Origin of the sequence: Croceitalea sp. MTPC6 (assembly GCF_036985525.1) — a bacterium.
In the GTDB taxonomy this organism is placed as follows: domain Bacteria; phylum Bacteroidota; class Bacteroidia; order Flavobacteriales; family Flavobacteriaceae; genus Croceitalea.
This window is the reverse complement of the sequence record NZ_BTGR01000003.1, coordinates 227,932-243,569: the sequence shown is the minus strand read 5'-3', so window position 1 is coordinate 243,569 and position 15,638 is coordinate 227,932. Positions and strand designations below refer to the sequence as shown.

Annotated in this window: 14 protein-coding genes; 6 read left to right on the top strand and 8 right to left on the bottom strand. The window is 35.8% G+C overall.

Translation table 11 applies throughout. From position 1 onward, the window contains the following. The first annotated feature begins 61 nt into the window (after window positions 1-61). On the top strand, window positions 62-1,777 hold the full coding sequence (locus tag AACP56_RS07755; protein WP_339335735.1) for a GMC family oxidoreductase: 1,716 nt from the start codon (window positions 62-64) through the stop codon (window positions 1,775-1,777). Continuing rightward, window positions 1,777-2,430 carry a gluconate 2-dehydrogenase subunit 3 family protein gene (locus tag AACP56_RS07750; protein WP_339335737.1) on the top strand — a complete coding sequence of 218 codons (654 nt, stop codon included), beginning with the start codon at window positions 1,777-1,779 and terminating at the stop codon, window positions 2,428-2,430. Before AACP56_RS07755 ends, AACP56_RS07750 begins: the two co-directional genes overlap by 1 nt. 470 nt (window positions 2,431-2,900) lie before the next feature. On the opposite strand, the gene AACP56_RS07745 is transcribed toward AACP56_RS07750, so the two are convergent. Together AACP56_RS07745 and AACP56_RS07740 are read right to left on the bottom strand one after the other, a co-directional pair. Further along, on the bottom strand, window positions 2,901-5,378 hold the full coding sequence (locus AACP56_RS07745) for a ribonucleoside-diphosphate reductase subunit alpha (protein ID WP_339335739.1): 2,478 nt from the start codon (window positions 5,376-5,378) through the stop codon (window positions 2,901-2,903). Window positions 5,379-5,531: 153 nt separating this feature from the next. Further along, complete coding sequence (locus AACP56_RS07740; RefSeq protein ID WP_339335741.1) at window positions 5,532-6,518, bottom strand: ribonucleotide-diphosphate reductase subunit beta; 987 nt, start codon at window positions 6,516-6,518, stop codon at window positions 5,532-5,534. An 840-nt stretch (window positions 6,519-7,358) separates the two neighbouring features. On the opposite strand from AACP56_RS07740, the gene AACP56_RS07735 reads away from it, so the two are divergent. Both AACP56_RS07735 and AACP56_RS07730 read left to right on the top strand, forming a co-directional pair. After that, window positions 7,359-8,093, top strand: coding sequence for a LytR/AlgR family response regulator transcription factor (locus AACP56_RS07735; protein WP_339335744.1), 735 nt, complete (start codon window positions 7,359-7,361; stop codon window positions 8,091-8,093). Between the two features lie 9 nt (window positions 8,094-8,102). Next, window positions 8,103-10,070 (top strand): tetratricopeptide repeat-containing sensor histidine kinase, encoded by a 1,968-nt coding sequence (locus AACP56_RS07730; protein WP_339335746.1) that lies wholly within the window; start codon window positions 8,103-8,105, stop codon window positions 10,068-10,070. On the opposite strand, the gene AACP56_RS07725 is transcribed toward AACP56_RS07730, so the two are convergent. Next, complete coding sequence (locus AACP56_RS07725; RefSeq protein WP_339335748.1) at window positions 10,063-10,632, bottom strand: DUF3109 family protein; 570 nt, start codon at window positions 10,630-10,632, stop codon at window positions 10,063-10,065. The two genes, AACP56_RS07730 and AACP56_RS07725, sit on opposite strands and share 8 nt — an antisense overlap. A gap of 122 nt (window positions 10,633-10,754) precedes the next feature. Here AACP56_RS07725 and AACP56_RS07720 point away from each other — a divergent pair, with 122 nt between their 5' ends. Together AACP56_RS07720 and AACP56_RS07715 are read left to right on the top strand one after the other, a co-directional pair. Further along, window positions 10,755-11,330, top strand: coding sequence for a MarC family protein (locus tag AACP56_RS07720; RefSeq protein ID WP_339335750.1), 576 nt, complete (start codon window positions 10,755-10,757; stop codon window positions 11,328-11,330). Window positions 11,331-11,341: 11 nt separating this feature from the next. After that, on the top strand, window positions 11,342-11,545 hold the full coding sequence (locus AACP56_RS07715) for a hypothetical protein (protein WP_339335752.1): 204 nt from the start codon (window positions 11,342-11,344) through the stop codon (window positions 11,543-11,545). Here AACP56_RS07715 and AACP56_RS07710 read toward each other — a convergent pair. The 5 genes from AACP56_RS07710 to AACP56_RS07690 all read right to left on the bottom strand — a co-directional run bounded on the left by AACP56_RS07710 (window position 11,542) and on the right by AACP56_RS07690 (window position 15,526). After that, window positions 11,542-13,167 carry a S41 family peptidase gene (locus AACP56_RS07710; RefSeq protein WP_339335754.1) on the bottom strand — a complete coding sequence of 542 codons (1,626 nt, stop codon included), beginning with the start codon at window positions 13,165-13,167 and terminating at the stop codon, window positions 11,542-11,544. The two genes, AACP56_RS07715 and AACP56_RS07710, sit on opposite strands and share 4 nt — an antisense overlap. 11 nt (window positions 13,168-13,178) lie before the next feature. Then, window positions 13,179-13,616 (bottom strand): deoxycytidylate deaminase, encoded by a 438-nt coding sequence (locus tag AACP56_RS07705; RefSeq protein ID WP_339335756.1) that lies wholly within the window; start codon window positions 13,614-13,616, stop codon window positions 13,179-13,181. Between the two features lie 64 nt (window positions 13,617-13,680). After that, the gene (locus AACP56_RS07700; protein WP_339335758.1) at window positions 13,681-14,265 is read right to left on the bottom strand and encodes a HupE/UreJ family protein; all 585 of its coding nucleotides are present in this window, start codon (window positions 14,263-14,265) and stop codon (window positions 13,681-13,683) included. Window positions 14,266-14,269: 4 nt separating this feature from the next. Beyond that, window positions 14,270-14,752, bottom strand: coding sequence for an SRPBCC family protein (locus tag AACP56_RS07695; RefSeq protein WP_339335760.1), 483 nt, complete (start codon window positions 14,750-14,752; stop codon window positions 14,270-14,272). A gap of 33 nt (window positions 14,753-14,785) precedes the next feature. Further along, the gene (locus tag AACP56_RS07690) at window positions 14,786-15,526 is read right to left on the bottom strand and encodes a TerB family tellurite resistance protein (protein ID WP_339335762.1); all 741 of its coding nucleotides are present in this window, start codon (window positions 15,524-15,526) and stop codon (window positions 14,786-14,788) included. Window positions 15,527-15,638 lie beyond the last annotated feature (112 nt).

Below are 15,638 nucleotides of genomic sequence, written 5' to 3'. Positions count from 1 at the left end.
ATTAAATGTAGAAAATTAATTTAATATTTAATACATTTAGGGTATAAACAATCATGTATAAATGAGTAAATTCTATTACAATGAAGAGCAAGAGTCGTATGATGCGATTGTTGTTGGAACTGGCATAAGTGGAGGTTGGGCTGCCAAAGAGTTATGCGAAAATGGGTTAAAGACATTGGTTTTGGAACGTGGCAGAATGGTAAAGCACCGTGAAGACTATCCAACTGCAAATATGGACACTTGGGATTTCCCTCATGCAAGGCAACCATCACAGGAAGATATTGCAAAGCAAGAAAAACAAAATAGAACCGGTTACACTACTAGAGCAGATTCTAAGCACTGGTTTGTAAATGATTTAGAACACCCATACAACGAAACTAAACGTTTTGACTGGATGCGTGGTTACCATGTTGGAGGAAGGTCTATAATGTGGGGCAGACATAGTTATAGATGGAGTGATATTGATTTTGAAGCAAACAAAAAAGAAGGTGTAGCGATTGATTGGCCTGTACGTTACAAAGACATTGCTCCTTGGTACGACAAGGTAGAATCATACATTGGTATTTCTGGTGAATTACTTGGTTTACCACAGTTGCCTGACGGACAGTTTACGCCAATGATGCCTTTAAATTGTGTTGAAGATCATGTTAGAGAAAAGGTCGCGGAACATTTTGATGGTAGAGTTATTACCGCAGGGCGTGTAGCCCATATCACTGGTGATAAAAAGTTTGAAGGTGATGGCCGTTCCAAATGTCAATACAGAAATAGATGTATAAGAGGTTGTCCTTTTGGAGCATACTTTAGTAGTGTTTCTTCAACACTACCAGCTGCTGAGGCTACGGGAAATATGACTTTAAGACCAGATTCTATTGTACATGAAGTTATATATGACCCCAATACCAAAAAAGCTACTGGTGTTAAAGTAATAGATAGGGTTACCAAGGAAGAATACAAGTTTAAAGCCAAGGTTATTTTCTTATGTGCCTCGGCAATTGCATCAACATCTATTTTAATGCAATCTAAATCTGACCGTTTTGAAAATGGATTAGGAAACGATTCTGGAGAATTGGGCCACAATATCATGGATCATCATTTCCACGTTGGAGCACGGGGTAAAGTTGATGGCTACAAAGATAAATATTATAAAGGAAGAAAGCCCAATGGCATCTACATTCCTAGATTTAGAAATGTTGGTAATAATACTATGAAAGATTTTACTAGGGGTTATGGATACCAAGGTGGTGCTACTAGAGGCGATTATGAAGATATGGTTGCTGAAGCTAGTTTTGGTAAAGATTACAAAGAGACCATTTTGACTCCTGGAGGTTGGAATATGAATATGTTGGCATTTGGTGAGATTCTTCCATACCATGACAACAAAATGACCCTGGATTATGAAAAGCTTGATCAGTGGGGCTTACCAACAGTAACATTTGATGCAGAAATACAACAGAACGAACTGAACATGCGCAAAGACATGATGGACCAAGCGGTCCAAATGTTGGAAAAGTCTGGAGCACGCGATATAGAACCTTATGATGACCCCTATGCCATTGGTTTAGGTATACACGAAATGGGTACTGCAAGAATGGGGAGCAATCCTAGAACTTCAGTGGTGAATGAATACAATCAGGTGCATGCTTGTAAAAATGTGTATGTTACTGATGGTGCCTTTATGACTTCTGCAGCTTGTGTAAATCCATCATTAACTTATATGGCCTTCACGGCTAGAGCTGCCAACCATGCAGCACAAGAACTTAAAAAAGGAAATATCTAATGAAAAGAAGATCAGCACTTAAAAATATGGGGATGGTATTTGGTTATACCGTAGCTACCCCAACCCTATTAGGATTGGTACAAAGTTGTAAAGAAAAAATGCCTTATGCTGAATGGGTACCTAGCTATTTTGATAAAGATAAAGGATATGCTTTGGCGCAGATGATTGATGTGATTTTACCAAAAACGGACACACCTTCAGCTACAGAGGTAAATGTTCATGTATTTATTGATGAATTTGCAAAAAGTGTACTTCCTGAAGAACAACAAGCCTTTATGGAAGTACTAATGGACAAGTTCATGACTAAAGTGATGACAGATGCTGGTAAAGACAGTCTTATGGATATTGAAGGGGCTGATTTTGAACCTGCTTTGACCAAATACCTTAAAAAAATGTCTGATGAGGAAGAAGAAGCTCAAGGAAAAGCAATTGGAGAATATATGGAAGCTATGATGGCTGGTGAATCTGCAGAATTGGACGATGACGTTGCCTGTTATGCTTTTGCCGGTAATGTTAGAAGCATGGCAACCTGGGCATATAAGTCTTCTGAGTATGTAGGTGAAGAAGTTCTCGCTTACCTACCTTTGCCTGGCGAGTATATCGCTTGCGGTGATGTTGAAGAACTAACTCAGGGAAGAGCGTGGTCTTTATAGATAACTAAATGATTAAACAAAAAAGCCCTTTCTAAATAGAAAGGGCTTTTTTGTTTAAAATGCTAAATCTTCGTTAATGGTGTAAGATATACTACTTTATTACGTTCATATATAAGTACTTACCTTATCCTACGCCCATGTTATTGCTTTTTTATTACGAAAGTTGTTTATAGTGCTTATTTAAAGAAGAAAAGCAATCCTTAGATTTAGTAACTTCTGTTAATTAACTTTTCTATATCGTTTTCGTAATCTAAAATTGATTCTGAAGCGTATGTATAATAGTTAGATTTTTCAACAATGGACAAGTATTTAATCTTCTTGGTAATTTATGTAGTTATGCTAGCATTCTCTGCAATAGCTTTTAGGTTGCTTGTTAGAAAATAAAGTTTTTACCCTTTTTAAAAAATACCCTAGCAGCTCTTCTGTGGGGTAAGCTTGCTAGGGCACTTTATCAAATAAACACTATCACACTATGATCCACACATAAGGCAATCGTCGTCTGCTTGACCTTCTTTTGCCCGTGCAATCATTTCTTTCATTTCAGCCGCTGTCATTGGCTGAATATCAACTTCTTGTTGCGTTGCAGGAGTAGGGTTCACTTTTATGTTCTCAGCAGTTTTTGGGTCTGCCGCTGTTACTTCAGCCTCAGCTGCTACACTAACAGGAACTTCTTTCTTCTTTGTATTGTCCAGGGTAAACTTAATGGCGTCTACTGCCGCTTTAGTCCTTAAATAGTACATGCCTGTCTTTAGACCACTCTTCCAAGCATAGAAGTGCATTGAAGTCAGTTTGGAATAATTGGCGTTCTCCATAAATAAATTAAGAGACTGGCTCTGATCTATAAAGTACCCCCTATGTCTAGACATATCAATGATGTCTTTCATGCTCAACTCCCAAACAGTCTTGTAGAGGTCTCTAATGTCTTGTGGAATGGTTTCTATATGTTGAATAGAACCGTTTGCGCGCATCAATTCCTGTTTCATGTTCTCATTCCAAAGCCCTAGAGCCACCAAATCTTCTAGTAGATGTTTGTTCACTACTATAAATTCTCCAGAAAGCACTCGTCTAGTGTAAATATTAGAGGTATATGGCTCAAAACATTCATTGTTCCCAAGGATTTGAGAAGTGGATGCCGTTGGCATAGGAGCCACTAAAAGAGAATTTCTAACCCCGCTTTTCTTTACTTGCTTGCGAAGTTTGGCCCAGTCCCAACGACCAGATAGTTCCTCATCTTTTATTCCCCATAGGTTATGCTGGAACTCCCCTTCTGAAATTGGTGAGCCTTCATAAGATGAATATGGCCCCTCATCTTTAGCAGCTTCCATAGATGCGGTTACTGCAGCGAAGTATAAGGTTTCGAATATTTCTTGATTTAACTTTTTGGCTTCGTCACTTGTAAACGGCATACGGAGCATAATAAAAGTATCCGCTAAGCCTTGAACACCTAAACCAATTGGTCTATGACGCATATTAGAGTTTTCAGCCTCTTTTACAGGGTAATAATTTCTATCAATTACCTTATTCAAGTTTTTGGTAACCCGCTTGGTTACTTTAAACAATTCCTTATGGTCAAATGCTCCATTTTTAACAAACATTGGCAAGGCAATAGATGCCAAGTTACATACTGCAACCTCATCAGGAGAAGTGTACTCCAAAATCTCTGTACAAAGATTGGAAGAACGAATGGTTCCCAAATTCTTCTGGTTGCTCTTGCGGTTAGCCGCATCTTTGTAAAGCATGTAAGGTGTACCTGTTTCTATTTGTGATTCTAGAATTTTTTCCCAAAGATCACGGGCCTTAACTGTCTTTCTCCCTTTACCTTCTGCTTCATACTTTGTATAAAGCTTTTCAAACTCTTCGCTATGGTTTGTAAATAGACCGGGGCATTCATTTGGACACATTAAAGTCCAATCCTCATTGGCTTCAACACGCTTCATAAATAAATCTGAAATCCACATTGCATAAAACAAATCACGCGCACGCATTTCTTCTTTACCGTGGTTCTTTTTTAAGTCCAGAAAGTCATAGATATCTGCATGCCAAGGTTCCATGTAGATGGCAAAACTACCTTTACGTTTTCCACCACCTTGATCCACATAACGAGCAGTATCGTTGAACACCTTTAGCATAGGAACAATACCATTAGAAGTACCGTTGGTTCCTCCAATGTATGAACCACGAGCACGTACGTTGTGAATAGACAATCCTATTCCTCCGGCAGATTGAGAAATCTTGGCCGTTTGCTTTAAAGTATCATAAATACCGTCAATGCTATCTTCTTTCATAGCCAATAAAAAGCAAGAAGACATTTGTGGCTTTGGTGTACCAGAATTGAACAAGGTTGGAGTTGCGTGTGTAAAATACTTTTTGGACATCAGCTCATAAGTTTCAATAGCAGCCTCCAAATCATCTATATGAATACCTACGGAAACACGCATTAACATGTGTTGCGGGCGTTCCGCAATTTGTCCGTTCACCTTCAATAAATAAGAACGTTCCAAAGTTTTAAAACCGAAGTAATCGTAGCCAAAATCACGGTTATAAATAATTGTAGAATCTAATCGCTCTGCATTTTCAGAAATCACCTTATAAACCTCATCCGAAAGCAAAGGAGCTTTTTTGCCTGTCCTAGGATTCACATATCCATACAAATCCTTCATGGTCTCAGAAAAAGACTTTTTTGTGTTCTTATGTAGGTTGGAAACGGAAATCCTTGCAGCCAACTTTGCATAATCAGGATGGGTAGTCGTCATTGTAGCCGCAATTTCTGCTGCTAAATTATCCAGCTCTGAAGTGGTTACTCCATCATAAAGTCCTTCTATGACTCGCATGGCAACTTTAAGTGGGTCTACCAATGGATTTAGACCGTAACATAGTTTTCTTACCCTGGCCGTGATTTTATCGAACATGACCAGTTCTTTTCTTCCATCTCTTTTTAATACATACATGTGGCTACTGTGTTTTTGTTTGTTAAATAAATTGGTCGCTAATTTCTACAAGGATAGTCTTGCAGGAATTGCTAGTAGGTGGTTTTGTTTGCTTAGGGGCAAAAAAGACAACGTAGCTTTTGTAAAAACTGCGCTGTTGGACAATACTTCTACCTAAAAGTCTGCGTCAAAGCTAATTTTCTGAGCATCTTCGTCCTTATCTTTATTTAGCACTCCAGCTTTCTGGTATTCTGATACTCTTTTCTCAAAGAAATTTGTTTTTCCCTGTAACGAAATCATATCCATAAAGTCGAAAGGATTTGTGGCGTTGTATACTTTATCACATTCCAATTCCACCAATAGTCTATCCGTTACAAACTCCAAATATTGGGTCATTAATTTAGAATTCATTCCAATCAAACTTGCAGGAAGCGATTCGGTAATAAATTCACGCTCAATATTAAGGGCATCTGTTAAAATCTGAGTAATGCGTTCTTTGGGAACTTTGTTGATCAAGTGCTTATTGTGTAAGTGCACAGCATAATCACAGTGCATACCTTCATCTCTTGAAATTAATTCGTTAGAGAAGGTAAGACCTGGCATCAAACCTCTCTTCTTTAACCAGAAAATAGAGCAAAATGCTCCTGAGAAGAAAATACCTTCCACTGCTGCAAAAGCAATTAAACGTTCTGCAAAACTTGGAGATTCAATCCAATTTAAAGCCCAATCCGCCTTTTTCTTTATTGCAGGAAAATTTTCGATTGCTTTAAATAAAATATTCTTCTCTTTTTCATCTTTTACATAAGTGTCTATTAAAAGAGAATAGGTTTCCGAATGAATGTTTTCCATCATAATCTGAAAACCGTAGAAAAATTTAGCTTCTGCATACTGTACTTCGCTTACAAAATTCTCAGCTAAATTTTCATTTACAATACCATCTGAAGCTGCAAAAAATGCTAAAATATGCTTGATGAAATAACGCTCATCATCATTTAATTTATTGTTCCAATCCGTTAGGTCTTCACCAAGATCAATTTCTTCCGCTGTCCAAAAACAAGCCTCACATTTCTTGTACCATTCCCATAAATCATCATGTTTAATCGGAAAAATTACAAATCGGTCTTCGTTTTCTTCTAAAATGGGCTCAATGGCAGTTGACATAGGTATTCTGTTTAAAATTTTATATATAGGATTGAAAATTACCTTACAGCAGGGACCAACAAAGATTCAAAAATGTAATCGAATTGTAAAGTTTGTTTTAGCTAAACACGCTCAAAGTTTTTAACACAAAATGTTGAAATCTAGGTTCGCAAGTGATGTTTACTGCATTGTAGAAATTAATTTCACCGATAACTTTTTTATGTTAAAATGAACAAATAAAAAAAGACCAAAAAGTATCTTAACAAAGATACCTTTTGGTCTAAAAATATTATCACCAAACCGTACGGCCCAGTCATTTATAGATTTCTGTTTTTCAGCTTAGGTAGTTCCCCCGAAACCCTTGCCTAAAACTTTAGCCCTAAATGACCTAAACTATTTTTTCACACATACCGTTGGCATGTTTGGTTGGCCGTACGCTGGTTGATATAACATGTAGAACCTAGCATTAGTTTTTGTAATCAACCGATGCTATTTCATCTGGTGTTTCAACAGTCTTGTTTTCACTTATAGCAGCAAATACTAGAGCTATTAGTAAAACCACAAATAATATTAAACTCTTTTTCATTATTGGTCGGTTGAATAAACTTCGGTCAAAATCGTTCTTCGAAGATATAACTCCAAATGAGCCAATATTTTACCAAATGTATAGATGGTTTAAAATCATGTATAAATGGACTTTGCTTTCAATTTACTATTAATAACTGATTTTCAAATGGTTATATACAGTTCATCGAATCTATTTGTCTTTTTATACCAACTATAATACATATCATTCCATTAATACATATTTTTAAGCTTCTTATGCTTTTTAGTGCTATGTTTATGTCTTAGTTTATTCTTATGTTAGAAGCTGTAATCGTAGATGACGAAATAAAAGCATTGGAAAGCCTAAGTTGGGAATTGACCAACTTAAGTGATGAAGTAAAAATCATCGCCTCATTTACAGACGTCCACAAGGCACTTGACTATTTGGATAAAAATACCCCGGACTGCCTTTTCTTAGATATAGAAATGCCAGTAATGGATGGATTTCAATTCATCAAAAACCTAAAAAACAAAAAATTCCCTGTTGTTATTACCACGGCTTACAACCAATATGCATTAAAAGCACTGAAAAATGAAGCCATCGATTATCTTTTAAAGCCCATAGACACAGACGATTTAAGTGAGACAATCGCCAAAATAAAGAGGTACAATTCCAAAAATTATACTGCAGAAAAGTTTGAAAAAATATTACTTAATTTTAACTCTAACTCCCTAGATAGAAAGATTACGGTAAATACTGATGGAAAACTTTTATTTCTTGAGGCCGATGAAATTTTATATGCAGAGTCCGATGGGAATTACAGTACTATTTTTCTCGCAGATGGACAAAAACTGGTCTTAACTAAAAAATTAAAAGAAGTAAATGCTTTGTTGCCAAAGGATTCTTTTTTTAGAATACATAATTCTTATATCGTTAATCTTGGGCAAATCAAGGAATTTTTAAAAACGGACGGCTATGTCATACTAAAATCCAACCATAAGATTCCCGTTTCAAGACAAAAGAAGTCTGATTTTTTAGATTTGTTATAATTCCTCTTAATGCCAAACCTCCAAATACCCCACATAAAACACCCATACAAAGCACATAGAAAATTTTTGTTAGGTGCTATTTTCTTATTGTTTTCCTCTATTCTTTTTAGCCAAGAAATTTCTGAAGATTTTAAAGAAAGAATAAATAGCCTAATTGAAAAGGCCCCAAAAACATACAAAGAGATAGATACCGAATTGCGAAGCATAAAAAGAGATACTATAGGACTCCAATACTTTATAAAGACTGCAACAGAAAATGAATATTTAGAAGGACAGTCCTATGCAATTAACCAGCTTGGTAGAAACTATCGTTATGCATCAAAACTGGACAAATCCATAGAAGCGCACTTAGATGCTCTAGAAAAAGCTGAAAAAGCAGATAACGATGAACTCAGAATTTTAAGTCTAAATTGGGTTGGTGTTAGTTATAGAAGGAAAGATGCTATAAAGACAGCCATAGACTATCACCAACAGGCTTTAGAAATTGCAGAAAATACAGAAAACAAAACGGTACATCTAAAGCGAAGCATCAATGTCGCCCTTAATAGTATTGGAAACCTTTATCAAACCCTTGGGCAATATGATTTAGCAATTACCCAATTTGAAAGAGCTCTAGAACTCGAAAAGGAACTAAACAATAAATTGGGGCTTGCCATAAACAACCAAAATATTGGGGATTGTTTGGAACAAAAGGGAGAGTTGGAAGATGCTTTGGAGTATTTTAGAAAATCATTGGCCTACAATGAGGAAATCAATAATGACTATGGGCGTGTCATATGCAAAAACAGTATCGCTAGGATATATACCAAGCAAGGTATGCCAAACGCTGCCTTAGTCATTTTTGAACCATTACAGGAAAAAGCACTTAAAATTGGGGACAACTTTATTACCTCATCCGTTTTTATAAATACTGGACATGCTCAAATTGCCATTGGTAAATATGGCGAAGCAAAAAAGAGTATAGAACATGGCCTTAAATTAGCAGAAGAAAGTAACATGCCGGCATTAATTATAGCGGCAAAACGTTTTTTGGCAAATTTAGCTGAGGCTACAGGAAATTATAAAGAGGCTTTAAAACAACAAAAAGAAGCTGAAAATTATGAAAACGAAATTGTAAACCAACGTAATCTCAGCTATATGAACGAGATGATATTGCGTTATGATGATGAAAAGAGGAATAGCCAAATTGTTTCGCTTGCCCAAGAAAATGAGCTTGCAAAAATTAGACTTCGCAAAAACCAAACAACAATACTTGTGGCAGCATTAACCTTAGGCTTAATTGGCACCATGCTTTTTATCATGTATAGAAAATACCATTCTGATAATGAAAAGAAAGTGTTGAGCCTTGAGCAGAATATGTTAAGAAGTCAAATGAATCCTCACTTTTTATTCAACTCTTTAAATTCTATTAAGCTGTACATTATTAATAATGATAAAAAAAATGCAGTTCATTATCTCAACAAATTCTCTAAACTTGTCAGGAGAATTTTAGAAGGTTCTTCTTTAAAAGAAATTTCGCTCGCCGAAGAATTGGAAACAGCAGAACTCTATCTAAACATTGAAAATATTCGTTTTTCAAATGAAATTAATTTTGAAATTGATGTCGCAAAGGAAATAGATTCTGAGCAAGTAAAAATCCCTTCGCTTGTATTACAACCCTTCCTTGAAAATGCAATCTGGCACGGTCTATCTTCCAAGGAAGGAGAAAAAAGAATTTGGTTAAAAGTATATAATTATGATTCTTACCATATTGCAATTGATATTGTTGATAATGGTGTGGGAAGAAGTGCCTCCGAAAAAATAAAGGAGAATCGGGTACTAAAGCGCAAGTCCGTTGGTATTGATATTACTACTGAACGTTTAGCCAATTTCTCTAAAGATTACCAGAATGATTTTGAAGTAGCCATCGAGGATTTAATGGGTGATTCTAGTGAGGCTTTAGGCACTAAAATCATATTGAAAATACCTACTATTTAGTATGTTCCTTAGCTACTTCTTCTAGTTCCTTATACCAATCTTCTCCAAATTTTCGTGTTAATGCCTCTTTAACGAACTTATAAACCGGAAGCTGAAGCTCGTTCCCTAAACTACAGGCTGGATCACAAATTTCCCATTTGTGGTAGTTCACTGCTGTGAACTCAGAATACTCCTTTATCCGTATGGGGTACATATGGCAGGAAATAGGTTTCTTCCATTTGGTAGCTCCTTGATTATAGGCTTCTTCTAAACCACACTTCGCAATTCCGTCATCGGAAAAAATAACATAGGCACATTCGCTCTTATTCACCAATGTAGTCTCCCATTCACCATCTTCCCCCTTTACAAAAGCGCCTTGTTCTTCTATTGCTTTAATCCCCTCTTCTCTTAGAAATGGGCGAACCTTATCAAATATGTCCACCAATATCTCTGTTTCGTCATCTTCTAAGGGAGCTCCTGATTCCCCATCCACACAACATGCTCCTTTACAAGCATTTAAATTGCAAACAAAATCGTTCTCAATAATTTCTTCAGAAATAAGGGTTTTAGCTATTTGAAACATCGTTGCTGTGAAAAAAATTGCTGTATGAGTGCAAAATTAAAGTTTTCATTTTATACATACTTTATTAATCCAAACACCCCTTTTTAAACGTAAATTTGCACGGATTTTCTTAAGCAAGAACAATGAATTTTGATTTAAAAGAAATAATTACTGCAACCATGATTCTGTTTGCAGTAATAGATATTTTAGGAAGTGTCCCCATCATTATAAGCCTTAGAAAGAAAGTAGGCCATATTCAGTCTGAAAAAGCTTCAATTGTTGGAGCTTCCATTATGGTGGCATTCCTTTTTGTTGGAGAAAGCATTTTACAATTGATAGGCATCGATGTAAATTCTTTTGCGGTCGCAGGGGCATTTATCATTTTCTTTATCGCCCTAGAGATGATTTTAGGTATTACGCTTTATAGAGATGACGAACCGGAAAGTGCCTCCATAGTACCTATAGCCTTTCCATTGATTGCTGGTGCAGGCACCATGACCTCTCTATTATCACTACGCGCAGAATATTATGTAGAAAATATAATAGTGGCAATAATAATCAATATCATATTCGTTTATATTGTATTGAAGTCTTCCACAAAGATTGAGAAAATCCTAGGCAAAAACGGATTAAACATCATAAGAAAGGTTTTTGGTGTAATTTTATTGGCCATAGCGGTAAAACTTTTTGCCACCAACATTAATGCACTGTTAAATTAAATTATAGCATCATGAACAAAACATTGATACTTATTCTTATTTTTTTGGCCTTAGGATTACTTGCTTACAATGTGACACTGCTTGATTTTGATACCTTATTCGAAGGGGATAGTTTAATAGCTGCTATTGGCATTGTAGCCTCTTTATGTGCTATAGTGCTTCTTTTGATTTTTATGACCGCAAAAAAAATTGAGGAAAAGATAAAAAAAGGCTAATTTTTAGACTCTATCAGGTCTACTTCTTTCAACTCTATTTCTTCTTTTTCCAATTCTAAGATTTTCTTGAGCATCTTGTCTTCACTGCTTTTAATTTCTGCAGCAAGATTGGGAGAGTACATTTGCTCAGCAATGTTAGCTTTTAAATAGCGCTTTATCTTTTCATCCTGCCCATAGAAATCCATTTTAATATTAGATCCTAATGCATAATCTATAAATCGTTCAAAAATGATGTCATCAACTTTATAATCGCTCATGAACTCATTTTTGGGATAGTTGGCAAACCTAGTCCTGTCTTTTTCAAGAAAACGGAAAATAAAATCTGAGAAATACCCTCTGTTATCCAAGCTTTCGACACGCTCTTCTTCTATAGTGCCGATTGGGACAAAAACATCTGGGATAATCCCACCGCCTCCATAGACCACTTTACCTTTTGGGGTACGAAACTTTAATGAGTCCGCTACTTTAATACTATCAACAGAAACGAGCTCACCACTGTTGTAACGGTCTATGAATTTCTGATAATAGTCTTTATGGCCTTTGTCATATGCTTTTTGAATGGAGCGACCTGTGGGCGTATAATAACGTGACACTGTTAAACGCACGGCAGAGCCATCACCTAAATCCATCTCTCTTTGTACTAAGCCTTTACCAAAAGAACGTCTCCCTACAATAGTACCAATATCATTATCTTGTAAAGCACCTGCAATAATTTCGCTAGCGGATGCTGAACGTTCATTAATTAGAACATATACCTGCTTATCCTCAAAATTTCCTTTTTTGGTAGCAAATGCCTTATTGATTCTTCCTTTTTTGTTCTTGGTAAATAGAATTAGTTTTCCGTCTTTAAGAAACTCATCGGCTAATTTCTCTGCAATTCCCAAATAACCTCCAGGGTTATCCCGTAAATCCAAAACCAGTTTTTGGGCCCCTTTATTTTGAAGTCTTTTTAAGGCCTTCTTAAATTCATTAAAAGTAGATTCCGCAAACCGATTTATTTTAATGTAGCCCAAATCGCTTCTCAACATAAAGTTGGCCTCAACACTACGAATGGGAACTATGTCGCGTTCCACATTGACATAGAATATTTTATTCTCGGGTTTCTTTAAAACCTTTAAGCGCACTTTGGTTCCTTGCGCTCCCTTTAATTTAGAAATAAGCTCTCTATTTAAAATACTTTTCCCATAGAGCGTATCATTATTTGCCATTAAAATTTTGTCTCCTGCTTTAATGCCCCTAATGTCGCTCGGTCCGTCTTTAATCGCCCTTACTACGGTAATGGTATCTTTAACCCTATTGAATTGGATTCCAATTCCAACAAAATCACCCTTCATATTTTCGGCTACCGCCTCCATTTCACTTTTAGGGATGTAAACAGAATGGGGGTCAAGTTTTCCCAAAATATTATTGACCGTTACATCTACAATACTATCTGTATCAATTTCATCTACATACTCATAATCTATGTAGTCAATTAATCGGTTTAACTTATCTTTTTTTGAATTGGTAGAGAACAGTTTTTCGGGGGAATCATTAAAATGCAATTTCCCTCCAATAAAAATACCAATGGCAACCGCCAAAGCAAGTAGTGTTGGTAATATGTAACTGTATTTCTTTTTCATCATTAAAATTCCTAAACCATTTCTTCTAAAATGGGCATATGCATTGTTTCAACTCCAGCACGTTCTAAAAAACGCAGTCCCGAATCATCCTTATACGCTTTTTGATATACTACTCTTTTAATTCCAGACTGATGAATTAGCTTACTACAATCCCGACAGGGCGAAAGTGTAATGTAAAGTGTTGCACCTTCGCAAGACTGCGTAGATGCTGCAACCTTCAAAATTGCGTTTGCCTCTGCATGCAAAACATACCATTTGGTATCCCCTTCTTCATCTTCACATATATTCTCAAAGCCTGTAGGCGTGCCATTATATCCATCGGAAATGATCATCCTATCCTTAACAATTATTGCGCCAACTTGTTTACGTTGACAATACGAAAGCTTGCCCCATTCTTTTGCCATCCGCAAATAGGCCTTATCGTATTTTTCTTGCTTGCTTTGCTTCATTTAAATAAATATACCTGCTTTGAAAATCCCTTACAACCTTATTCGCTTAAAATTAACTATTGTGCTAGTTAGGGAACGTGTCTATTAGCATTGGTATTGTGGTAAGTAGGATTAAAATTGATGTAACGGCAATAAAAACCGTCTGTTTTACTTTTAACCCAGTTTGAACTGCATAGGCCAGTATCAAAACAATCAAAATAATTAGGATTTGAGAAAACTCAATACCTGTGGCAAAACCTAAAAGGGGAGAAAGTTTATTTTCTTCTTCGGCCATAAGCATATTAAAATAGTTGGAAAATCCAAAACCATGAATAAGTCCAAAAAAAGCCGTGGCCAAACTTTGAAAATAAATACCGGTAACATTCTCTTTTTTAAATATCCTTGAAAAATTGAAGATAGCGGTTAAGGCTATTGTAACGGGAATAAGAAATTCTATTAGACCTACATTAATAGAAAAAATTCCATACACTGAAAATGCCAATGAAGTACAATGGGTAATGGTAAAGATGGTAGCCAAAATCAAAACTTGCTTCCAACTTTTAAACGTGAAAGGGACAGCTAAAGCTGCTAAAAAAAGAATATGGTCATAGGCACCAAAGTCCAGAACATGCTCAAAACCTAATTTTATATAAAACCAAAAATCTTGCATTTTGTTAGGTATTAGCTATTAGTATTTTTTTCCAAGCGTCTGTTTCGGCATATCGTTTTATAATTATATTCCTTTTTTGAAGGAAGCTCTTTAAATACCTCTTCAAGAGGATAAAATCAACAAGTTTTCCCAAGATACCAAAAGGTGAAGTATAATCAAAAATATCCTTCATAATGGTCTCTCCATTTCTCTCGCTAAAAAGGTGTTGATGTTTGAAACACTTGAAAGCACCTCTTACCATTTCATCCGTAAACTTATTTGGATAATCAAATTGAGTGATTTTCGAAGTCAATTTTTGATAAAATCCAAAATGCTTAGCTTGCCAAGTCACAAATTCATTCAACCTAATTAATCCTTCTGTTACACCATCAATAGCTTTTTCATTAGTGTTTTTAGCAGAAATCTTGTGTAAATCGATACTTCTAGACAAGTCAAAAACTATCTCTTTTTTAGCCTTAATTCTAGTTTCAAGTATAATTCTGGGCACTAAGTAGTTATTTAGAAGTTATTGACTACAAAACTAGCTCATCCCTCGCTCCTGTTGGATAACCTCATAAGCTTTTTTCACCTCTTTAAATTTTTCCTCGGCACCTTTCTTTATGGCTTCATTCTCTGTTATCACTTTATCGGGATGGTACTTTTTTGCCATGTTGCGATATGCCTTTTTTACTTCGTCATCTGTTGCAGAGCGTTCAATTTCTAATATTTTATATGCATTATCAGCAGATTTAATAAACATTGCCATTATGCTTTCAAAATCATTAAGAGCAACTCTTAAGTATCCTGCCAGTTCTTTTATTTTATTTACTTCTGGCTTACTAACTTGTCCATCTGCCTGCGCTATACCAAACAAAAAATGTATCAATTGCAACCTCACCTCATAGCGGGTTCGCTGATTTAAATAGGAACAAATACGTTGCGCCGAAACCTCTCTTTTTTTAATGACATCATTAAACGTTCTGAAAATAGCATTCGCCTTGTCCTTACCATAAGTGCTCACAAAATATTGGCGCACATAATCCAATTCCCTTTGGCTTACTTGTCCATCTGCTTTTATCACCAGCGAACAAAGTGACAAAAGGTTTAACTCAAAATCAGCAGGAGAAACCGTTTGTTTTGTAAAATCACGGAATACGTTTCTAGCACCTCCCCCATTATTTCCGCCTAAATTATCTAAAAAACTTCCTATTAAAAAGCCTAAAATAGCACCTGGGAGGCGTAAAAAAGTATATCCTAAAATGGCGGCAAACCACTTAATCATATTGCAAAAATTAAAGCATCAAATATAGGGGTTTGCTTAGGAAAAGAATAGTCAAAGACATGTTAAGTCCTTAAAAGAAATACAACAAAAAACCTATCTTTGTAGATATTAA